Source organism: Rhodococcus sp. NPDC057529 (genome assembly GCF_042802055.1).
Classification (GTDB): domain Bacteria; phylum Actinomycetota; class Actinomycetes; order Mycobacteriales; family Mycobacteriaceae; genus Rhodococcus_F.
Window position 1 is genome coordinate 23,175 of the sequence record NZ_JBHVEY010000008.1, and the last position, 21,007, is coordinate 44,181.

21 protein-coding genes are annotated in these 21,007 nt (G+C 69.0%); 13 read left to right on the forward strand and 8 right to left on the reverse strand.

Going from position 1 to position 21,007, the window contains the following annotated elements; translation table 11 throughout:
- The first annotated feature begins 88 nt into the window (after positions 1-88).
- Positions 89-715 (forward strand): hypothetical protein, encoded by a 627-nt coding sequence (locus ACFU5V_RS16915; RefSeq protein WP_378700770.1) that lies wholly within the window; start codon positions 89-91, stop codon positions 713-715.
- Between the two features lie 6 nt (positions 716-721).
- Here ACFU5V_RS16915 and ACFU5V_RS16920 read toward each other — a convergent pair whose 3' ends face one another.
- The gene (locus ACFU5V_RS16920; RefSeq protein ID WP_378431906.1) at positions 722-1,957 is read right to left on the reverse strand and encodes a type II toxin-antitoxin system HipA family toxin; all 1,236 of its coding nucleotides are present in this window, start codon (positions 1,955-1,957) and stop codon (positions 722-724) included.
- Entirely contained in the window at positions 1,957-2,205 is a 249-nt protein-coding gene (locus ACFU5V_RS16925; protein ID WP_378700772.1) for a helix-turn-helix transcriptional regulator, read from the reverse strand. The genes ACFU5V_RS16920 and ACFU5V_RS16925 overlap by 1 nt, the downstream gene beginning before the upstream one ends.
- A gap of 198 nt (positions 2,206-2,403) precedes the next feature.
- On the opposite strand from ACFU5V_RS16925, the gene ACFU5V_RS16930 reads away from it, so the two are divergent.
- Positions 2,404-3,174: a deoxyribonuclease IV gene (locus ACFU5V_RS16930; RefSeq protein ID WP_378431904.1), complete on the forward strand. Its 771-nt coding sequence runs from the start codon at positions 2,404-2,406 to the stop codon at positions 3,172-3,174.
- Here ACFU5V_RS16930 and ACFU5V_RS16935 read toward each other — a convergent pair.
- Complete coding sequence (locus ACFU5V_RS16935; protein WP_378700774.1) at positions 3,171-4,634, reverse strand: SulP family inorganic anion transporter; 1,464 nt, start codon at positions 4,632-4,634, stop codon at positions 3,171-3,173. The genes ACFU5V_RS16930 and ACFU5V_RS16935 overlap by 4 nt on opposite strands.
- 98 nt (positions 4,635-4,732) lie before the next feature.
- Between ACFU5V_RS16935 and ACFU5V_RS16940 the strand changes: the two genes are divergently transcribed.
- From ACFU5V_RS16940 to ACFU5V_RS16950, 3 genes are read left to right on the forward strand one after another with little or no spacing between them, the layout of a single operon-like run.
- A complete protein-coding gene (locus ACFU5V_RS16940; RefSeq protein ID WP_276136135.1) occupies positions 4,733-5,521 on the forward strand; it encodes an amino acid ABC transporter substrate-binding protein in 789 nt (262 codons plus the stop codon).
- Positions 5,522-5,531: 10 nt separating this feature from the next.
- A complete protein-coding gene (locus tag ACFU5V_RS16945; protein ID WP_378700776.1) occupies positions 5,532-6,200 on the forward strand; it encodes an amino acid ABC transporter permease in 669 nt (222 codons plus the stop codon).
- Complete coding sequence (locus ACFU5V_RS16950) at positions 6,197-6,958, forward strand: amino acid ABC transporter ATP-binding protein (protein WP_378431901.1); 762 nt, start codon at positions 6,197-6,199, stop codon at positions 6,956-6,958. Before ACFU5V_RS16945 ends, ACFU5V_RS16950 begins: the two co-directional genes overlap by 4 nt.
- Positions 6,959-6,962: 4 nt before the next feature.
- Here ACFU5V_RS16950 and ACFU5V_RS16955 read toward each other — a convergent pair whose 3' ends face one another.
- Complete coding sequence (locus ACFU5V_RS16955) at positions 6,963-7,457, reverse strand: GNAT family N-acetyltransferase (RefSeq protein ID WP_378431899.1); 495 nt, start codon at positions 7,455-7,457, stop codon at positions 6,963-6,965.
- A 120-nt stretch (positions 7,458-7,577) separates the two neighbouring features.
- Between ACFU5V_RS16955 and ACFU5V_RS16960 the strand changes: the two genes are divergently transcribed.
- The gene (locus tag ACFU5V_RS16960) at positions 7,578-8,825 is read left to right on the forward strand and encodes a lipase family protein (RefSeq protein WP_378700779.1); all 1,248 of its coding nucleotides are present in this window, start codon (positions 7,578-7,580) and stop codon (positions 8,823-8,825) included.
- Between the two features lie 3 nt (positions 8,826-8,828).
- Here the strand turns inward: ACFU5V_RS16960 and ACFU5V_RS16965 are convergent, their stop codons facing one another.
- From ACFU5V_RS16965 to ACFU5V_RS16975, 3 genes are read right to left on the reverse strand one after another with little or no spacing between them, the layout of a single operon-like run.
- The gene (locus ACFU5V_RS16965; RefSeq protein ID WP_378700781.1) at positions 8,829-9,680 is read right to left on the reverse strand and encodes a patatin-like phospholipase family protein; all 852 of its coding nucleotides are present in this window, start codon (positions 9,678-9,680) and stop codon (positions 8,829-8,831) included.
- A gap of 17 nt (positions 9,681-9,697) precedes the next feature.
- Positions 9,698-11,497 carry an AMP-dependent synthetase/ligase gene (locus ACFU5V_RS16970; protein WP_378700783.1) on the reverse strand — a complete coding sequence of 600 codons (1,800 nt, stop codon included), beginning with the start codon at positions 11,495-11,497 and terminating at the stop codon, positions 9,698-9,700.
- Positions 11,490-12,011, reverse strand: coding sequence for a MarR family winged helix-turn-helix transcriptional regulator (locus tag ACFU5V_RS16975; protein ID WP_378700785.1), 522 nt, complete (start codon positions 12,009-12,011; stop codon positions 11,490-11,492). Before ACFU5V_RS16975 ends, ACFU5V_RS16970 begins: the two co-directional genes overlap by 8 nt.
- Positions 12,012-12,204: 193 nt before the next feature.
- Here ACFU5V_RS16975 and ACFU5V_RS16980 point away from each other — a divergent pair, with 193 nt between their 5' ends.
- Together ACFU5V_RS16980 and ACFU5V_RS16985 are read left to right on the forward strand one after the other, a co-directional pair.
- Positions 12,205-12,708, forward strand: coding sequence for a GNAT family N-acetyltransferase (locus ACFU5V_RS16980; RefSeq protein ID WP_378431893.1), 504 nt, complete (start codon positions 12,205-12,207; stop codon positions 12,706-12,708).
- Positions 12,709-12,776: 68 nt separating this feature from the next.
- Positions 12,777-13,133, forward strand: a complete 357-nt coding sequence (locus ACFU5V_RS16985) for an antibiotic biosynthesis monooxygenase (protein WP_378700787.1) — start codon at positions 12,777-12,779, stop codon at positions 13,131-13,133.
- A gap of 10 nt (positions 13,134-13,143) precedes the next feature.
- Here the strand turns inward: ACFU5V_RS16985 and ACFU5V_RS16990 are convergent, their stop codons facing one another.
- Positions 13,144-13,659, reverse strand: a complete 516-nt coding sequence (locus ACFU5V_RS16990; protein ID WP_378431890.1) for an SRPBCC family protein — start codon at positions 13,657-13,659, stop codon at positions 13,144-13,146.
- Positions 13,660-13,785: 126 nt separating this feature from the next.
- Between ACFU5V_RS16990 and ACFU5V_RS16995 the strand changes: the two genes are divergently transcribed.
- From ACFU5V_RS16995 to ACFU5V_RS17015, 5 genes are read left to right on the forward strand one after another with little or no spacing between them, the layout of a single operon-like run.
- Complete coding sequence (locus ACFU5V_RS16995) at positions 13,786-15,108, forward strand: SWIM zinc finger family protein (RefSeq protein WP_378700789.1); 1,323 nt, start codon at positions 13,786-13,788, stop codon at positions 15,106-15,108.
- A complete protein-coding gene (locus ACFU5V_RS17000) occupies positions 15,105-16,580 on the forward strand; it encodes a DUF5691 domain-containing protein (RefSeq protein WP_378700791.1) in 1,476 nt (491 codons plus the stop codon). The genes ACFU5V_RS16995 and ACFU5V_RS17000 overlap by 4 nt, the downstream gene beginning before the upstream one ends.
- Positions 16,577-17,680, forward strand: a complete 1,104-nt coding sequence (locus ACFU5V_RS17005; protein ID WP_378700793.1) for an AAA family ATPase — start codon at positions 16,577-16,579, stop codon at positions 17,678-17,680. Before ACFU5V_RS17000 ends, ACFU5V_RS17005 begins: the two co-directional genes overlap by 4 nt.
- Positions 17,677-19,845 (forward strand): DUF5682 family protein, encoded by a 2,169-nt coding sequence (locus tag ACFU5V_RS17010; protein WP_378700795.1) that lies wholly within the window; start codon positions 17,677-17,679, stop codon positions 19,843-19,845. Before ACFU5V_RS17005 ends, ACFU5V_RS17010 begins: the two co-directional genes overlap by 4 nt.
- On the forward strand, positions 19,842-21,002 hold the full coding sequence (locus tag ACFU5V_RS17015) for a VWA domain-containing protein (RefSeq protein ID WP_378700797.1): 1,161 nt from the start codon (positions 19,842-19,844) through the stop codon (positions 21,000-21,002). Before ACFU5V_RS17010 ends, ACFU5V_RS17015 begins: the two co-directional genes overlap by 4 nt.
- The last annotated feature ends 5 nt before the right edge of the window (positions 21,003-21,007 follow it).

Here is a 21,007-nt window from a genome sequence, read left to right on the forward strand (position 1 = left end):
TCCTGGCCGTTCGCTGATCACCACTGTCCCAGAATTTCGCCCGACGCGCCGCGACGCCGAAGGCCGTGTGCGGTTCTACGCTCTCCCCATGACCTACACGGTGCGTGCGGTACTTCTGTTCGCGGCGGTGGCAATGGCAGCGGGGGTAGCCGGTTGCGCCCGCTCCGTCGACGGTTCCCCCGAGACCGGCGCCGGCGCGGGGCCCGCGACCACATCGGCTGTGACGACCGCCCCGAAGACCACCACCGCGACCCCGAGCTCCACCACCATGGCCCCGAGGTCAACGACAACCACCACCACACCCGCCCCGGCCGACCCGCAGGCGTTCGCCGGCGCCGCGGCGGGGAGTTACTACTTCACGACGCCGAGCACCAAGTTCCACTGCGCGATCCTGACGGGCGGCGACCTCCCGACCGCCGGATGCCACGGGCCGATGCCGGCGTCGGCGCCGAAGGTCCCGGGTGCGGGTGCGTCCGGGACCCCGGTCACACCCAACGCGATCGAGGTCACCGGCGGCCGCCCCGGTCAGTTCGCCAGTGCCGGCGACCCGCGGTTCTACCCCCTCGACGGGTCGGCCGCCCCCGCACTGTCGTACGGACGTGCGTTGCAGGTGAACGACCTGACGTGTCTCGTCGACGAGTCCGCCGGGGTGACGTGCCGCAGCGAGGCCGGTCACGGATTCACGCTCTCGGACAGCGCGTTCCGGGTGTGGTGAGCCGGCTCAGCCCAGTTCGTCCGAACGTCGTTCCATCAGTGTGCGCAGCAGTGTGTTCTCCTTCGCGGTGAAGCCGATCGACTCGATGTCCCCGATTCCACGCCCGATGCCCTTGCGGACGCCGTCGAGCATTCTGGTGACGGCGCGTTCGGGAACACCGAGCCGGCCCCCGCATTCGACGAAGTGCCTGCGGTTGAGTTTGTTCGCCTTGCCGTAGAAGTCGAGGGCCATCGGGTCGCGCCACCCGAGGTACGGCTGGGTGCAGAGCAGGTCGTAGGCGGGTGTCACGCTCCACAACCCCGATTCGGCGAGCTGTACCGAGAAGTTCTTGCCGTGCAGGTCGCCGTTGCCGATCGCGTACGAATAGGCCACCAGCCGAAGCAGTTCCAGGGTGGCGACCCGCGCCGAACCACCGCCGCGCTCGCATACCCCGGCGAGTGCGGTGATCACGTTCTCGGTCTTCAGCCGGTACTTGGCAGCAGGGAACATCCCCATCACCTGGCACGCGTCCTCCTGGGGGGTGCGGATGATCCGGCCGGACGCATCGACGCGCCGGTCGAAACGCGCGACGAGCAGGCCGGCATTGCCCTTGCCGTCGTGCACCAGTTGGTGGTCGGCGACGGGCAACCCGCACTGCGCGGCGAGTCCCATGAAGAAGTGCTCGTTCTCGACCAACTGCGGGTACCCCTGCGGGGGTGAGAGTTTGAGAATGGCCGGGCCCTTCTCGGTCGCGATCGGGGTCGAGTACATCTGGGCCGACACCTTCGCCTGCACCCCGGGCAGAGAGGTGGGGTCCAGTTTCACGGCCTCGTGCCCCGACATGTGCTCGAACAACGCCCGCAGGTCTTGGCGCTCGATCGCGTCGGGGTCGAAGACGGGTGCAGTCTCGGGGGGCGGCACTCCTGCGGGCAGGACGCGCACGTCGCCGATCGTGTCGGCTCCGACCGCCATCAGGATCGTGAGGTGATCGTCCTCGGACGTCTTGGTGGCCGCGACCGCACCCCGCAGCCGGATCCCCTCGGGGAGGAGCCCCGCGAAGAACGGCGGGACGCTGCCGCCGCTGGCGCGCACGTCGGTCGACGAGGTGGGGATCGTCCACGCGACCTGTGGGGCACCGGGATCCTGCAGGTACGGGGGGTCGTAGTGGAAGACGACGTCACCGCCCTCCCGCACGAGAGTGCCCGCGAGGCGGTCACCCTTGTAGACGTCGGCCCGGTCGACGCCGCTGAGGTTCTCGACCATCAGACCGTCACCTCCGCACCTGCGCGGGTGACGAGCGACAGACGGCATCCCATGGCGTCTGCGACGGCGTCGACGAGATCCAGCTGGACTGTCCCGCGACCGGATTCGATCGACTGCACACTCGACCTGGACACCCCGGCCAGGTCGGCGAGCTCTGCCTGGGTCAGCCCGAGTTGGTGTCGCCGTGCCACGAATCCGTCGGAGATCCCGCCGGTCTCGGTTCGCTCGCGGCGGCGTGGGGTCGCCATGGCAGCCTCCCTGATCGCTCAGTGCTTGTCGACGGATGCTTAACGTCAGTGTGCGCCGATTCTGCGCCGAAGTCCATGCCTATGACTGCGGACGCAGGCTTAAGGATGGAAGTCGAGGAAAAAGACACTGCAATCCCCCTTACGCCTGCGATCGCAAGCACAGCCCTTGTCTCGGCACCCACCCCCTACCCTGGTTAGATGCGCATAGGAGCACACGTCCGCCAGGACGAAGATCCGATCGGATACGGCGAACGGCTCGGCGCCGACGTCATTCAGATGTTCCTCACGGACCCGCAGAAGTGGGAGAAACCGCCGACGCATCCGCGGACCGACGAGATCCGCGACAGCCCCATCGACGTGGTCGTGCACTCGTCGTACGTGATCAACGTGGCCAGCCTCAACAACCGGCTCCGGATGCCCTCGCGCAACGCCGTCGCGCAGCAAGCCCAGGCCGCCGCCGACATCGGCGCGTTCGGGCTGGTGGTCCACGGCGGGCACGTCCGCGACGGCGAGGACGTGAGCGCGGGGGTCGTCAACTGGCGCAAACTCTTCGAACGCCAGGCCGACAAGGGCGGATTCCCGGTTCCCATCCTCATCGAGAACACGGCAGGCGGCGACTTCGCGATGGCCCGGCACTTCGACGCCATCGACCGGCTGTGGCAGGAGGTCGGCGATTTCGGCGCCGGCTTCTGCCTCGACACCTGCCACGCGTGGGCGGGCGGCGAGGACCTGGTGGGGGTCGTCGAACGCATCAAGGCCATCACCGGCCGCATCGACCTGGTGCACCTCAACAACTCACGTGACGAGTTCGACTCGGCACGCGACCGGCACGCCAACCTCGCCGACGGAACCATCGACCCCGAACTGCTCGCCGAGGTCGTGCGGACCGCCGGCGCGCCCGTCGTCCTCGAGACGCCCGAGGACGGGCTGGCCGACGACCTCGCGTATCTGCGGGAGACCGTCGGTTAGTCGCCCAGCCGGCCGGTCAGCCTGCGGTACCGCTCCTCGCTGACCGGATTCAGGCCCTCCACGGTGACGTCGGTGCCGCGGCTCGCGTACTTCGTGGTGATGCCGTCGAGCGCGGCCACGGTGGAGGCGTCCCAGATGGTGGCGCCCGACAGATCGATGACCACGCGGCCGGGGTCGTCCGCATAGTCGAACGAGAACACGAGGTCGTTGGACGAGGCGAAGAACAGCTGGCCGCTCACCCGGTACGTCTTCACGTCGCCGTCGAGTTCGCCGCGCACGTCCACCATGTGCGCCACGCGGCGCGCGAACAGCACCATCGCGACGAGCACACCGACACCCACACCGATCGCGAGATTGTCCGTGGCCAGGGTGCCCGCGACGGTGCTGAGCATCACCAGCGTCTCGCTGAGCGGCATCCGCCGGAGTGTGCGGACGCTGTGCCAGTCGAAGGTCGTGGCGGCCACCAGCACCATCACGGCGACGAGCGCCGCCATCGGAATGGTTCCCACCACGTCGCCGAGACCGACCACGAGAATCAGCAGAAACGCACCCGACAGGAACGTCGACAACCGGGTTCGGGCACCGCCGGTCTTGACGTTGATGATGGTCTGTCCGATCAGGGCGCACCCGCCCATGCCGCCGAAGAGACCGGTCACGATGTTCGCGACTCCCTGCCCCCACGACTCACGTGTCTTGTCCGAATGCGTGTCGGTGACCGAGTCCACGAGTTTGGCGCTCATCAATGATTCGAGGAGTCCGACGACGGCCATCGCCAGCGCGAACGGCGCGATGATGCGCAGGGTGTCGACCGTGAGCGGAACGTCCGGCAGCCCGATCAGCGTCGGCAGGCCGTCGGGCAGTTCGCCCTGATCCCCGACCGTGGGCACCGCGACACCGGCGAGGACGGTGAACGCGGTGAGTCCGACGATCACGAGCAGCGGCGCGGGCACTGCCGTGGTCAGCCGGGGAATCCACACGAGCAGCGCCAGGCCGGCGGCGAGGAGCGCGTACACCGCCCACGGCACATTTGTCAGATACGGGAACTGGTGCACGAAGATGAGGATTCCCAGCGCATTGCAGAAGCCGACCATCACACTGCGGGGCAGGAACCGCATGAGCCGCGCCACGCCGAAAACGCCGAGGACGATCTGCATCGCACCGCCGAGGAAGACCGCCGCGACGAGGTACTGCAACCCGTGCGACGCCATCAACGGGGCCAGCACCAGCGACACCGAACCGGTGGCCGCGGAGATCATCGCGGGACGGCCGCCGGTGAATGCGATGGTCATCGCCATGATCGCGGCGGTGAACAAGCCCACCCGCGGATCGACACCCACGATGATGGAGAACGACAACGCCTCCGGGATGAGGGCCATCGCCACGACGAGCGCGGACAACGACTCGATACGAAACACTGTCGGATGCAGCCACACCGGCCGTCGAAGAGCGAGAGAGGGCACGGAGAGACAATCCTTCTTTTCGAGGGGAACCAGAAGATCCTATCCGGGCCGCGTTCGACCAGTACGGTTAGCTGATCCGCCGACAGAGGAGGAACACCGTGCGACGCACACTTCCGGCCGCCCTGATCGCCGTCCTGACCGCACTGTCGCTGGCCGGGTGCGGAAGTTCCGATTCGGGGCCGGTGATCGACCAGGTACGCGAATCGGGCGTCCTGAAGGTCGGCACCGAGGGCACGTACACACCGTTCAGCTACCAGGGTCCCGACGGTCAGCTCACCGGGTACGACGTCGACGTCATCCGCGCGGTCGGCGACAAACTCGGCGTGTCCGTCGAGTTCACCCAGACCCCGTGGGACTCCATCTTCGCGGGACTCGAGGCGAAACGCTACGACCTCGTCGCCAACCAGGTGACCGTCAACGACGAGCGCACCCAGAAGTACGACCTGTCGACGCCGTACACCTACTCCGAGGGTGTGATCGTCACCCGCGCCGACGACAACTCGATCACCTCGCTCGCCGACCTGAACGGCAAGACGACGGCGCAGTCCGCGACGAGCAACTGGGCGCAGGTGGCCAGGGACGCGGGCGCGAACGTCGAATCCGTCGAGGGCTTCGTGCAGGCCATCACGCTGCTGAAGGACGGCCGGGTCGACGCCACCGTCAACGACAATCTGGCCGTCGCCGAATACCAGAAGCAGACCGGCGACACCGGGGTGAAGGTCGCCGCCGAGACCGGCGACACGAGCGAGCAGGCGTTCGCGGCCCGCAAGGACAGCGGCCTGATACCCGACATCGACAAGGCCCTGGACGAACTGCGCGCCGACGGAACTCTCGCACAGATCTCACAGAAGTACTTCGGCACCGACGTGTCGGCACCGACCAACTGAGAGCCCGCCCGTGGACGACGCAACGGTCCAGCTGATCCTGGACAACCTGTGGCCGATGCTGAAGGCCACGATCACCATGACGATTCCGCTGACGATCATCAGCTTCACCATCGGTCTGATGATCGCGTTGCTGGTGGCGCTCGCCAGGATCTCGTCGATCGGACCGCTGTCGATGCTGGCCCGCTTCTACGTCTCCATCATCCGCGGCACCCCGCTGCTGGTGCAGTTGTTCATCGTGTTCTACGCGCTGCCACAGTTCGGTGTGACGCTCGAACCGTTCCCGGCCGCGGTGATCGCGTTCAGCCTCAACGTCGGCGGCTACGCGGCCGAGGTGATCCGGGCGGCGATCCTGTCGATCCCCAAGGGACAGTGGGAAGCCGCGCAGACCATCGGCATGGGCTACACCACCACGCTGCAGCGGATCGTGCTGCCGCAGGCCACGCGGGTGGCCGTCCCGCCGCTGTCCAACACGCTGATCTCACTGGTGAAGGACACGTCGCTGGCGTCGACGATCCTGGTGACCGAACTGCTGCGCGTCGCCCAGCTCGCGGCCGCACCGACGTTCGACTTCTTCGCCCTCTACGGCATCGCCGCGCTGTACTACTGGGTGATCTGCATCTTCCTGTCGGCCGTCCAGATCCGGCTCGAAGCCCGACTCGACAGGTATGTGGCCCGATGACCGACACCCCTCCCCTGCTTCAGGTATCCGGCGTCGAGAAGTCGTTCGGCGACCATCACGTTCTGCGCGACATCAGCTTCGACGTCGGGGCGGGCACGGTGACCGTCATCATCGGACCGTCGGGCTCCGGCAAGACGACGGTGTTGCGGACCCTCAATGCCCTGGACGTGGCGGACCGCGGGGTGATCTCCATCGGCGACGAGTCGGTGGACTTCGGCGCCGAGGTGGGCCGGTCGGCGCTGGCCAGGTTCCGCGCGCAGAGCGGCATGGTGTTCCAGGCCCACAACCTGTTTCCGCACAAGACGGCGATCCAGAACGTCACCGAGGGCCCGATCGTGGTGCAGAAGCGGCCCAAGGCCGAGGCGCGTGCGGACGCGCTGCGGTTGCTGACGCAGGTCGGTCTCGCGGAGAAGGCGGACCAGTACCCGTACGAGTTGTCGGGCGGCCAGCAGCAGCGGGTCGGTATCGCCCGGGCGCTCGCCCTGAAGCCGAAACTGATGCTGTTCGACGAGCCCACGTCCGCGCTCGACCCCGAACTGGTCGGCGAGGTGTTGCGGGTGATCCGGGATCTCGCGACCGAGGGCTGGACGATGGTGATCGTGACTCACGAGATCCGGTTCGCGCAGCAGGTGGCCGACCAGGTGCTGTTCGTCGACAACGGTGTCGTACTCGAACGCGGCACCCCGAAAGACGTACTCGTCAATCCGACCAGCCCGCGACTACGGCAGTTCCTGCACCGGATCCTCGACCCGCTGTGAACGGTCAGCGCAGCGCCTTCTCCATGAGCACGACGCTCGGCCACTCCACGTCGAAGTCCCGGCGACCCACCAGGAAGAACCCCTGCTCCTCGTAGTAGTCGCGGAGCCGGGAGTTGGTTTCGACGCAGTCGATTCGCACGACGGACGCGTCCTCGGAGCGGGCGTGCTCGTCGACCCACCGCAGCAACTGGGCACCCAGTCCGGCGCTGGCGTGCCTACGGTCGGTCATGACCCGGGCCACGTATGCGGCCGGAATGTCGTCCTCGAGCCACACGTCCGGATCGGATCGCAGCACCCGGAGCGCACCCACCACGATCCCCGCGAACAGCGCGACACGCCATTCCCCGAACTCGATCTGCTCACGCACGTCGGCGAGCGAGACCTCACCGCGGGCGGGCGGATCGATTTCCCTGGCCAGGAGCCAATCCTCTGCGTCCCAGTGCATCTGAACGATGTCTTCAGCCTGCTCGAGTTCTGCCCGCTCCACGGTGACCGCCATGCACACACAGTAACCATCCCGCTGCGAAAACAAACCACCGCTGTAGTCGTGTCTATCTGCGACGATGTGACTGGAGTTACAGTTACATCCTGGGACAGTTACCTCAGGGCGGTGGTAGCGATGAACCTGTTTCGTGCGGTGGTCCTGATGACACTGTCCACCTGCGCGGCCGCGTATCTGTGCACCCACCCTCCGCGTGCGGCCACCCAGCCCCTCGGGCCCGAATCCATTCTCCCGTCCCCCATCCTGGACGACGACTTCTTCGTCTGGCCGCCGAACGTCGCGGAGTTCGCGGCCGGCGACATCATCCGCTCACGGGAAGTGACGCTCCGGGCGGTGCCGAACCCCCTCGTCCCGCACCGGGCCCACCAGATCATGGTGCGTTCCAACGATTCCAAGGACCGCCCCGTGCCGGTGACCGCGACGGTGCTGGTGCCGACGGCGGAGTGGACCGCGCCGGGTCCGCGACCGGTTGTCGACTACAACATGCCCATCGACTCGCTGGGCGCCCGGTGCACCCCGTCCTACAAGATGGTGCACGACTGGCAGACCCTCGACCTGGACATCCCACCGGTGCTCTCGCTCTTCCTCGCGAAGAACTACGCGGTGCTCGTGCCGGACCACCAGGGACCGCGGATGGCGTACAGCGCGGGGCGGATGGCGGGTCATGCCGTGCTCGACAGCATCCGCGGCATGAGGCAGCTTCCCGGCCTCGGGCTCTCGGACAGCCCGGTTCTCGCGACCGGATACAGCGGTGGTGCGATCGCCACCGGCTGGGCGGCGCAACTGCAGCCGACGTACGCACCGGACGTGCAACTCGCCGGCGCCGCCGCGGGCGGAACACCCGCCGATTTCGGGTTGCTTCGCAGGACGATGAACGGCCAGCTCGGTTCGGGTGTGTACCTGTCCGCCGTCCTCGGGCTCGCCCGCGAATACCCGGAGATGCTGATGCTGGCGAATCCGCTCGGTGTGGCGCTGGCGACGTCGCCGTTGAAGGACCAGTGCATCCTGGCGCTCGCGCCGGCCGGGGTCGCCTCGCTGCCCGCCGAACTGTTCGCCGCGGTTCCCGACCCGTTCGGCAATCCCACGGCCCGAACGGTGGTCGCCGAGAACAGGATGGGCGCGCTCACCCCGACCGCGCCGATCTTGCTGTATCACGGGTCGTCGCGAGTGTTCCTCGGCGACGAGTGGATTCCGGAGGACGGGGTGATCACACTGCAGCAGGAGTGGTGCCGCGGCGGTGCCGACGTCACGTACGCGCCGCAGTTCGGTGAGCACCTCACCGCCGCCGTGTTCGCGCTGCCCGAGGTGGTGCGCTGGATCGACGACCGGCTGGCGGGAGTGCCCGCACCCGCGGGGTGCCGCTGACGGCTATCGGTGCACGTGCGGCAGCAGCAGATCGGCCTGACCGACCGCGGCGACGCGCGCCTCGTCGAGCCACGTCGCGGTCTGCTCCCGCGCCCGCGTGATCAGTTCGTCGGCGTCGCCGAAGTCGGCGGGACTCGTGTCCAGCGGGCACAGCGGCGGCACCACCCGGATGTCCGCGACGCTCTCGTACCGTTCGATGTCGAGCGCGAGCCGCTGATTGATCGCGAGCGTCACCCCGAGCAGCCCCATACCCAGCGCACTTCCGGGGACCTTCGACAGGGTGCAGGCGTACCCGGTGGGGAGCACCCACACGGTCGTCGCCCCCAGTTCGATCGCATGGGAGATGGGGGTGTTGTTGACGACCCCGCCGTCCATCAGCGCCCGGCCGTCGATCACCACGGGCGGGAGGAGGCCGGGCAACGACGCGCTGGCGGTGACGGCATCGACGGCAGGCCCCGTCGACAGCCGGACGTCCTTGCCGGTGAGCACGTCGACGGCGATGACGTGCAACGGGATCGGCGCATCCTCCATCCGTTCGAATCGCAGATGCTGCTGCAGCAACTTTCTGATGGCGCGGTTGGAGACCAGGTGGTTGCGGAGTCCGACGAACCCGGTGAATCCGGTGAGCAATCCGGCGGGAAACACCGCGCTGCGGGTGAGACCGCGCCACAGTTCGGCCAGTTCGCGCAGGTCCGCGTCGGAGGAACCGCCGGCGAGCCAGGCGCCGTTGAGCGCGCCGACGGACGTGCCGACGATGAGGTCCGGCCGAATTCCCCTGCCGATCAGGGTCTGCAGCATTCCGACCTCGATTGCCCCGAGGCTCGCCCCACCCGACAGAACGAAAGCTGTTGTCATGCCGCCACCGTAGCCGGTCAGCCCCGGCGGTACAGGCTCGCGATGTCGGCCGCGAAACGCTCGGTCACCACGGGCCGCTTGATCTTCAGGGTGGCGGTCAGCTCCCCGTCAGCCTCCGTGAGGTCGCGGTCCAGCACGACGAACCGTTTGATCGACTCCGTGTGCGAGACGGTGGTGTTCGCGTCGTCCACGGCGTCCTGCAGGTCTCCGCGCAGTTCCTCGTCGTCACGCAGGTCCGCTACCGTGGCTTCGGACGGCCTACCGTGCGCGGCCTTCCACTTGCCGAATTCCTGCGGATCCACGGTCAGCAGGGCCCCGATGAACGGGCGGCCGTCGCCCACCACCACCGCCTGCGAAACGAGGGGATGCGAGCGCAGCCGGTCCTCGAGCGGACCCGGTGACACGTTCTTGCCGCCTGCGGTGATCAGCAGATCCTTCTTGCGACCGGTGATGGTGAGATATCCGCTCTCGTCCAGGTCGCCGAGGTCGCCGGTGCGAAACCAGCCGTCGTCCAGTACTTCCCGCGTGGCGTGTTCGTTGCGCCAGTAGCCGCCGAACACGACGCCGCCGCGCAGTTCTATCTCGCCGTCCTCGGCGACGCGCACACTGTTGCCGCCCAGCGGCCGGCCGACCGTCCCGATCCGCTGGGCGCCGGGAACGTTCACGCAGTGCGCGGCCGTCGATTCGGTGAGTCCGTAGCCCTCGTAGACCGGAACCCCGATGCCGCGGAAGAAGTGGCCGAGCCTGGGCATGAGTGCTCCACCACCCGAGATCGCCCACCAGCAGTCGCCGCCCAGGGCAGCACGGAGTTTCGCGTAGACGAGTTTGTCGGCGACCGCGTGCTCCAGCCGGAGCCGCAGCGGCGCACCGCCGGTGTCCTGGGCCTCGCTGTACGCCACCGCCGTGGCCTCGGCGAAGTCGAAGATCCGCTTCTGCAGGCCGCCACCCGACGCCGCCTTGCGCGCCGCACCGTCGCGCACCTTCTCGAACACCCGGGGAACACCGAGGATGGTGTTGGGCCGGAAACGTTCGAATTCACCCGTGACCGTGCCGAAGTCGGACCAGTGCGCCTGCGTCGCCCCGCCTTCGAACATCGCCAGCGACACCGCGCGCGCCAGCACGTGCGCCAGCGGCAGGAACGTCAGCACCCGGTTGCCGGGCCGGGCGACGTCGCCGATCGGCGCCGCGAGCAACGACCGCACCTCCGACAGAAAGTTCCGGTGGGTGAGGATGCAGCCCTTCGGACGGCCCGTGGTGCCGGACGTGTACACGAGCGAGGCGAGATCGTTGGCGGTCAACGCCACCACCCGCTTGAACACCTCGGAATCGTCGATCGGCAACCCGTCCGTGATGAGCGTGCCCACCGCGTCCTCGTCGATGGTGAGGATCCGCTTCAGCGTGTACGGGATACCGTCACCTTCGAAACTCGACGCGTGGGCCGGGGTCTCCACGAGCGCTGCCACCGCCCCCGAATCCTCGATGATCCACCGGATCTGGTCGTGCGAGGAGGAGTCGTAGATCGGGACGGACGCCGCGCCCGCCGCCCAGATCGCGTAGTCGAGCAGCGACCATTCGAAGCGTGTCGACGACAGCAGCGCCACCCGGTCGCCGGGCCGGACTCCGTTGGCGATCAGACCCTTCGCGACCCCGATGACGAGTGCGCCGAAGTCCTTGGCCGTCACGTCGACCCACCCGCCGGACTCCGGACGCGTGTACATCACCCGATCCGGGTAGCTCTCGGCGTGCGCGAACACCCGGAGCACGGCGTTTTCGTGGTCCGACACGGTGAACGTCGGGGCGGTGGTGTACTCACGCACGGGCGTCGTCTCCGATGCTGTCGTCTGTGTCGCCGCCCTGGCGGAACTTGCGGAGGTGCCGGGCGAACGCGGCGATCTCGCCGTCCGACCAGGAGGCCACCCGGTCGCGGACTTCCTCCACCCGGCGGGCGTCCGCGCCGGCCAGCACCGCGACTCCGCCATCGGTGAGGCTCAACGGGTGACCACTGCGCAGCGGTCCCGGTTCGGCGTGCACCCAGCCCTCGTCGATGCAGCCCCGGAGTTGACGCGACACGGTGGAGCGGTGCACGCCGAACGCGTCCGAGATCTGGGTGGCCCGGCATCCTGGATTGCGGGCGACGAAGGACAGCAGCGAATGTTGAGCGAACGTCGGGGATCCGACGGGAGGACGGTCACCGGCGACCAGCTGCCGGACGAGGCGGACGAGTTCGTCATGGACGGCCACCACGCCCGATGCGGGCGTTTCCTCCGGCTCGACCTCGTTGTGTTGCACATCGCAACTATATCCGACCACCCTGGCGTCGACCACCCGCACCCCCGCTCCCGTTGTCCTTCGCTCGACTCACGTTCTGCCCATACTGCTACCGATGGGCCGGAAATTCATTCGGCCGCAAACGTCGTACGGTCACAATTGGAGAACGCTTTTCGCACACCGCTACCGGCCGGACAACGGTGGCGCCGGAAAAATTCCGTTGCGGTCGGCAGCCCCGCCGATGCACTGTGTGCGCATGCTGATCAGACGCGAGAACCCGGGCGACGTCGACGCGGTGGCCGAGGTGCACCGGCAGGCCTTCGACGGCGACGCTCCCGTCGAGGTCGGACTCGTGACCCGGCTGCGGTCGAGCGACGACTGGATTCCGCAACTGGCCCTCGTCGCCGAGATCGACGGAGCCGTCGTCGGCCACGTCTGCCTGACCCGCGCGACCGTCGACTCCACCGACGTACTCGCACTCGGCCCGATCGGCGTCCTCCCCCGTCTCCAGCGCGACGGGGTGGGTTCGGCGCTGATGCACGCCGCGCTCGGCGGCGCCGACGCCAGGGACGAACCGCTCGTCGCATTGCTCGGTCACCTCGACTACTACCCGCGGTTCGGATTCGTCTCCGGAACGTCGGTCGGGATCGAGCCGGACCAGCCGTCGTGGTCGTCCCACTTCCAGGTCCGCCGACTCGCATGCTGGGATCCGTCCATCACCGGCACGTTCCGGTACGCCGCACCCTTCTACGACCTGTGACGTCGAATCCGCTGGTAGTTTGAGGTGAACATGTCACGGGGGTGAGCCGGAACCGAGGTAGGGACACGATGGAGAACGCGGCCGAGGACGCCGGAGCAGGCGAGCCTGTGGATGCGTCCGTCACGACGACCATCGTCCGCCGGGTTCTCCGCGGCTGCGACGAGGAGTTCGCCGACTGGATTCAGACCGGCCTCGGCCTCGCCCGGCTGTTCCCCGGGTTCCTCGGCGGCGGGTGGCTCAAGGAGAGCAGCACCTCCGATGTCTGCGTGATCGTCCTGAAGTTCGAAACCCAAGCCGCACTCGACAACTGGTTGACGTCCTCACTGAGGAACGGGTGGCTCAGGACCGGCGGCAACATCGCGGTCGAGGCGCCGAACGAGCCGGCGTCGAACGTGGAGAGCCTGTTCGAACGTCCCCGCCGCTGACGAACCGCCGTCAGGCGGACTCCCCCGGGATCGGGGCACCCGACGGCATTCCCTCGGTGAGATAGGTCTGATAGAACGGCCGCCAGTCCGCGGACGCATCGCGGCCGTGACCGGATGTGTCCGCCCCGTCGAGGTGCCGGTCGAGGTCGGCGAGGCAGACACTCCACCCGGCGGCGTTCCTGGCCGCAGTGTTGCGGACCTCGAGCACATTGACGAGCGTCAGTGCGCACCCTTCCGCGGTCGGCTCGACCTCGAAGTGAATCTCGTCCCCGCCCCAGGTGAACGCCAGTGTGCACGGCGCACCGTAGACGAGGACCGTCCCCGTCTCGGGGTCGCTGTGCGGGTCCGGGAAGAATTCGATGTCGCCGCCGGCGTAGGTGTCGAGCCGGACCCGTGACGGAAACCAGTGTGCGAGTTCGTCCGGCTCGGACACGGCCTCCCACAGCCTCTGGACGGCGAACGGGTACGTGCACCGGAACCGCACGGCAGGACGACCCTTGAACTCGAAATACCTTCCGTGAATCACCGGCCCACTCCTCGCTGTCGTACCTGACGACAGCTTGACACGGGAGACCGGCGTCCACACCGAAGTTCGCGGACATTCCGCGCACCCTCCTCCCTTTCTGTCGGACAACTCCCCTACGGTGGCGGAGTGACGTCGCCTTGGTCGGAGGGACAGGTCGCATCGGTGGCCCCCGATGCCGGCTCGCTCGCTGCCGCCGCAAAGCTGTCGGCCGCGTGGTCGCAGACGGGCGGCAACGGCGACGCACTGTGGGGACTGTGTCAGGGCAGCGGCAAGAGCCCCTATCGATCGGTCGTCGACCTCACCGGTCCGGCGTATCACTGCTCGTGCCCGAGCCGGAAGTTTCCGTGCAAGCACGCGCTCGGCCTGCTGCTGATCTGGTCGCAGGGCAGGGTCCCGGAGCAGTCCGAGCCGCCCGAGTTCGCGAACGACTGGCTGAGCCGGCGGGCCGGGCGGGCGGCCGTGCCCGCGGCGGCGCCCACGAGGACGGCCGGTGCGAAGGCCACCGAACGCCGGGCGGAACGAGTGGCGGCAGGACTCGACGAACTCGACCTGTGGCTCACCGACCAGGTCCGGGGCGGGCTCGGCGCGGCCGACATCTCGGCTTCCGCGTTCGACGCCATCGCGGCCCGCATGGTCGACGCGCAGGCGCCCGGAATCGCGTCCACGCTGCGCCGACTTCCGATCGTCGTGGCCACCCGGGCCGATTGGCCGGACCGGTTGCTCCGCGAATACGCCAGACTGCACCTGCTCGTCGTCGCCCATCGCCGTCTGGGCGAACTACCGGAACCGTTGCAGGCATCGGTGCGTTCGCACGTCGGCTATCCGGTGGCCACCGACAGCGTGCGCGCCGAACCGGGAGTCCGCGACCGGTGGATGGTCCTGGGCATGCAGACCACCGAGGAGAAGCGGCTCTTCACCCGCAAGGTGTGGTTGTTCGGCCGCGACCACGGTCGCCGCGCGATCCTCCTGGACTTCGCACACGGTTCCGCCAACTTCTCGACGGTGATCCCGCCGCTCGGATCGCTCGTCGACGCCACCCTGCACTTCTACCCCGGCGCCGCGCCGCTGCGCGCCCAGTTCGGCGACACCCACGAAACTCCGGAACCATTCACCACACTCGCGCCCAGCGACATCGACACCGCACTCGACGACTTCGCCGCCGCGGTCGGCGCCGACCCGTGGATCCGCTCGTGGCCCGCCCTGCTCACCGGTGTCACCCCGGCATACGACGACGGGAGCTGGTTCGTCGTCGACGGGCAGGGACGCGCGCTCCCGCTGTCCGGCGAGGACCCGGTCCTGTGGCGGCTGCTCGGAATGTCCGGGGGCAGTCCCGTCACCGTGTTCGGGGAGTGGACCAGCAACTCCCTCGTTCCCGTGTCGGTGTTCGATCGCGGCGACGTGTACCCGCTCGTGGCCGCCGCACCGTCGACCGCGGGGAGCCGCCGATGAGCGAACTCCTGTCCGCGGCGCTGCTCGGCACGGCACGATCCGTCCCCTCGTTCGAGGGGCTGGCCACCGGCGAACTGGCGCAGTCGGTCGGCGGCGACCCCGCGGAGACCCTGCTGGGCGCCGCCGCGCTCGAAAACGCGTACCGCGACGGCGGAGTCGCCGCCACCACCCGCGTGCTGCCCGCGCCCGCCGAGGAGGATCCGAGGCTCCAGTTGCCGCCCGCGGCCGCGGCGCACCTGATGCAGTTGCTCGCCGCCAAGTCGTGGACGCTCGCCGAGTGGTTCGCGGTGGTCGCCGAGCGGGGATACCGTGCGCCCGATCATCTCGTCGCCGACCTGATGACGGTGGCGCGCACGAACGACACCCACCGCGAGAGCATCCTGCGATTGACAGGCCCCCGGGGCCAGTGGCTCGCCGCCCGGAACCCGGACTGGTCGATGCTGATCCGGCGGTCCGATCGCACCGACGTGTGGACGCACGGCGCGCACCAGGAGCGGCTGCTGTGGCTCACGACGATGCGGGCGGTGAACCCGGCGAGCGCGACGGCCGAACTGCACCGCACCTGGGATTCCGAACGCGGCGAGCACCGGGCGGCGTTCATCGCGGTCCTGGGCACAGGGCTCGGCGACGCCGACTCCGACCTGCTCGAGCACGCACTCGACGACCGGCGGAAGGAGGTGCGTCAGCAGGCGGTCCAGTTGCTGCGGCAGCTGCCGAACTCCGCGTACGCCGAGCGGATGGCCGCCCGTGCCCGCGCATGGGTGCGGGTGGAGAAGAAACCGCTGCGCACCCGTCTCGTGGTGAACATGCCCGGTTCCCTGGACGATTCGGCCCGTCGCGACGGCATCGAGGACGTCCACTTCAAGAACAAGGGAATCCGCAGCTGGTGGTTGCGGATGGTGGTCACCGCCGCCCCTTTGTCGGTGTGGGAAGGCATGATCGGCTCGGCCTCCGGCGCGTGGGAGATCCGGATCGAAGACCAGTGGCGGGAGGTGATGATGGAGGCGTGGACCAACGCCACCGTGCTCCAGCGCAATCCGCGCTGGGCGTCCGCCCTGCTGCACCGAGAGGGACGGAAGACCGAGCGTCGCGTGGTGCCGATCGTCCCCGCCCGCGAACGCCTCACCTACATTCTGTCGGGCCACGCGGACAGCTATCTGCTGGGCGTCGACGGCGCCGCACTGTTCGAGGGGTTGCCCCACCCGTGGCCGCTCGACCTCGCCGAGCGGGTGATCGCCCGCCTCGAGGACGTGGCCGGGCGGCACGCCGAGACCGGCAAGGACCTCGGGCAGTTCTCGCGGCACAGCCACTACTCCACCCTCCGCAGCGCAGAGACGCACTTCCCGTTCGCTGCGGCGGCGCTGCTCCGGGCGGCCGCCGAACGCACCTGTGACCCGGGCTGGCAGCAGGCGTTCGCCACTGTCGCAGCCAACATCGACCATCGCAGAACAGTCCTGAAGGAGCTCGAGTGACCGAGATCGCGGCCGGCCCGGCCGACCTGCTACGACCCCACGCCGAGCAGGCCTACGCCGACGAACTCGCCGCCCTCGCCGCGCAGGACACCCGGCCCCGGCCACCGTCGTGGAAGTTGTCGCCGTGGGCGGTCGTGACGTACGTGCTCGGCGGCGAACTCGACGACGGCACCGTCATCACCCCCAAGTACGTCGGTCCGCGGCGGCTGATCGAGGTCGCGGTCGCGACGCTCGCGACCGACCGCGCGCTGCTTCTGCTCGGCGTGCCCGGAACCGCCAAGACGTGGGTGTCCGAACACCTGTCGGCCGCGGTGTCCGGTGAGTCGACCCTGCTCGTCCAGGGAACGTCGGGCACACCGGAGGAGGCCATCCGCTACGGCTGGAACTACGCGAGGCTCCTCGCCGAGGGCCCGAGCGCGGGCGCACTCGTTCCGTCCCCGGTCATGACGGCCATGCAGGGCGGCCGGATCGCACGGGTCGAGGAACTGACCCGCATCCCTGCCGACGTGCAGGACGCGCTCATCACCGTGCTGTCGGAGAAGACACTGCCGATCCCCGAACTGGGCACCGAGGTGCAGGCCACCCGGGGTTTCAACCTGATCGCCACCGCCAACGACCGCGACCGCGGCGTCAACGACCTGTCGTCCGCGCTACGCAGGCGTTTCAACACGGTGGTCCTGCCCCTGCCCGCTGACGAGGAGGAAGAGGTCGCCATCGTCGCGCGGCGGGTCGAGCAACTCGGGTCCTCGCTGGAACTGCCGGCGGTCCCCGCGACGGACGACGAGATCCGGCGCGTGGTCACCGTGTTCCGGGAACTGCGGTCCGGCGCCACGAGCGACGGCCGCACCAAGCTGAAGTCGCCGTCCGGAACGCTGTCGACGGCGGAGGCGATCTCCGTGGTCACCAACGGACTCGCCCTCGCCGCGCATTTCGGCGACGGCGTGCTCCGACCCTCCGACGTCGCCGCGGGCATCCTCGGTTCCGTGCTGAAGGATCCGGTAGCCGACAGGGTGGTGTGGACGGAATACCTCGAGGCCGTGGTCCGCGAACGGGACGGCTGGGCCGACTTCTACCGGGCGTGCCGCGAGGTCACCGGGTGAATTCGGACATTCGTGTCTTCGGCATCCGCCACCACGGGCCCGGTTCCGCACGATCGGTGCGTCGCGCCCTCGACGAGTTCGTCCCCGACGCCGTCCTGATCGAAGGGCCCGCCGACGCCGATCCGCTGGTCGCGTTGACCGCGTCCGACACGATGGAACCCCCGGTGGCACTACTCGCGTTTGCCACCGCCGAACCCCGGACGGCGGCGTTCTGGCCGTTCGCCGTGTTCTCCCCGGAGTGGCAGGCCCTGTCGTGGGCGGCCGGACATGGCGTCGACGTGCGCTTCTGCGACCTACCGGCCGCCAATACCCTCGCCGCCGACCGCACCGAATCCCGTTCCGAGGATCCGCTGGCCGCGCTGGCCGCGGCTGCCGGCTACGACGACACCGAACGCTGGTGGGACGCCGTCATCGAATCCGGTTCGGGAACCGACTCGTTCGACGCGATCACCGACGCCATGACCGCGCTGCGCGGCACCGTCGAACTCGACGAACCCACCAGCAGGCGCGAGGCGTACATGCGCCAGACCCTGCGGAAGGTGATCAAGGGTGGTGCCGTGCGGATCGCGGTGGTGTGCGGCGCCTGGCACGCCCCGGCACTCGCCGGACCCCTCGGACCGGCCACCGCGGACGCACGAATCCTCAAGGGAATACCCAAGATCAAGACCTCGCTGACGTGGGTGCCGTGGACGCACTCGCGGCTGTCCACGGCGTCCGGATACGGCGCCGGCATCACCTCCCCCGGCTGGTATCACCACCTGTTCACCGCGCCGGACCGCACGATCACCCGGTGGCTCACGAAGGTCGCGCGGGTGCTGCGGGACGAGGACCTTCCCGTGTCGAGTGCGCACGTCATCGAATCCGTCCGTCTCGCAGACACGTTGGCCGCGCTGCGGGCGCGGCCGCTGGCCGGTCTCTCCGAGGTCACCGAAGCCACCCGCGCCGTGATGTGCGACGGGGACGACGTCCTGCTCGACCTGATCACGCGTCGCCTCGTCGTCGGCGAGGCCCTCGGCGCCGTCCCGGACGACACCCCGACCGTTCCGCTCGACGCCGACCTGCGCGCCCGGGCGAAGACCCTGCGCCTGAAGCAGCAGGCCACCGAGAAGACCATCGACCTCGACCTCCGCCGGGACAACGACGTCGCGCGGTCCCGGCTCCTGCACCGCCTGCAGATCCTCGGTGTCGACTGGGGCACCCCGGCCGACAGCGACGTCCGCGGCACCGGCACGTTCCGTGAGACGTGGTCGCTCACCTGGCAACCCGAACTGGCGGTGTCGATCATCGAGGCGTCGCTGTGGGGCACCACCGTCGAGGCCGCGGCCACGGCGAAGGTCCGCGAGGAGGCGGCGGCCGGTGACGTCTCCCTCGCCGGGCTCACCGGGCTGCTCGAGCAGGCGCTGCTGTCGGATCTCGGCGACGCCCTGGCCGAACTGTTGCGCGCGCTGGAAACCGCGGCCACGCTCGACCACGACGTCATGCACCTGATGGACGCGCTGCCCGCGCTGACGCGGACCCTGCGGTACGGCGACGTCCGCGGCACCGACGTCTCGTCCCTCACCCGCGTCACCGACAGCCTCCTCGTCCGTATCTGCGCGGGACTGCCGTCGGCGATGTCCGGTCTGGACGACGACATCGCGCTCGACGTGCGTCGCGCCGTCGACGACGTCCACGCGGCGGTGATGCTGCGCGACGACGACCGCGCGTCGGCGCGCTGGCTCGGCACGCTCACCGGTCTCGCCGACCGCAGCGACGTGAACGGCCTCGTGATCGGGCGCATGGTCCGACTACTCCGCGACGCGGGCGCCGTCAGCGAAACCGAGGCCGCCACCCGGCTGTCGCGGGCGCTGTCCGTCGGCGCCGACCCGTCCGCCAAGGCCGGGTGGGTCGACGGATTCCTCGGCGGCGGAGGCCTGCTGCTGGTCCACGACCGGCAGCTGTTGCGACTGCTCGACGGGTGGGTGTCGGGGCTGCGCGAGCAGGATTTCGTCGACGTGCTGCCGCTGCTGCGGCGCACGTTCGGCAGCTTCGAAACCGGGGAACGCCGGGCCATCGGGCAATCCGTGGAGGGCGGCTCCACGGCCGATGCTCCCGCCGAGGTCGATGCCCGGCGCGGCACCGTCGCGATCCGCACCGTCGCCGACATCCTGGGGGTGACGTCGTGACGGAGGACGCGGATCGGCTACGACGGTGGCGGCTGCTGCTCGGCAACGCCGCCGAGGAATCCACCGGCGGACTGGCATCCAGGACGGACGCGGCGATGGACGGCGCACTGGCCGCGCTGTACGACACCAGCAGCGAGGGGTCGAAGAGCCGCCGGCGCACTGCGGGTCTCGGCGGATCGGCACCGAAGGTCGCACGCTGGCTCGGCGACATCCGCACCTACTTCCCGAGCAGCGTCGTGCAGGTGATGCAGAAGGACGCCATCGACCGGCTCGGCCTCACCCAACTGCTCCTCGAACCCGAACTGCTCGACGCCGTCGAACCGGACGTCCACCTCGTCGGCACCCTGCTCAGCCTCAACCGGGTGATGCCCGAGACCAGCAAGGCCACCGCCCGGATGGTCGTCGAGAAAGTGGTCCGGGAGGTGGAGAACCGCATCGCGCAGAAGACCAGAACCGCCGTCACCGGCGCCCTCAACCGCTCCGCCCGGACCACCAATCCCCGGTACCGCGACATCGACTGGAATCGCACGATCCGCGCCAACCTCGCGCACTACCTGCCCGAGCACAAGACGGTGGTGCCGGAGCGGTTGCTCGGCTACGGCCGCCGATCGCAGGCCGTGCACCGCGACGTCGTCCTCGCCGTCGACCAGTCCGGTTCGATGGCCTCGAGCGTCGTGTACGCGTCCGTGTTCGGCGCGGTGCTCGCGTCGATGCGCGCGCTGAAGACGTCGCTGGTCGTGTTCGACACGGCGGTCGTCGACCTCACCGACAGGCTGTCCGATCCCGTCGACGTGCTGTTCGGCACGCAACTCGGCGGCGGCACCGACATCAACCGGGCCATCGCGTACAGCCAGTCACTGATCGACAGGCCGGCGGAATCGTTGTTCGTGCTGATCTCGGATCTGTACGAGGGCGGGATCCGCGCGGAGATGCTGCGCCGGATGGCGGCGATGAAGAACGCCGGGGTCCAGGTGGTGGTGCTGCTGGCGCTGTCCGACGACGGCGCCCCGTCCTTCGATCACGACAACGCGGCAGCCCTCGGTGCGCTCGGCATTCCCGCGTTCGCCTGCACGCCGGACAAGTTCCCGGAACTGCTGGCGCTCGCACTGGAACGCGGCAACATCGGCAGGTGGGCGGACGGGCTCCAGCTGGCGTGAGGTGG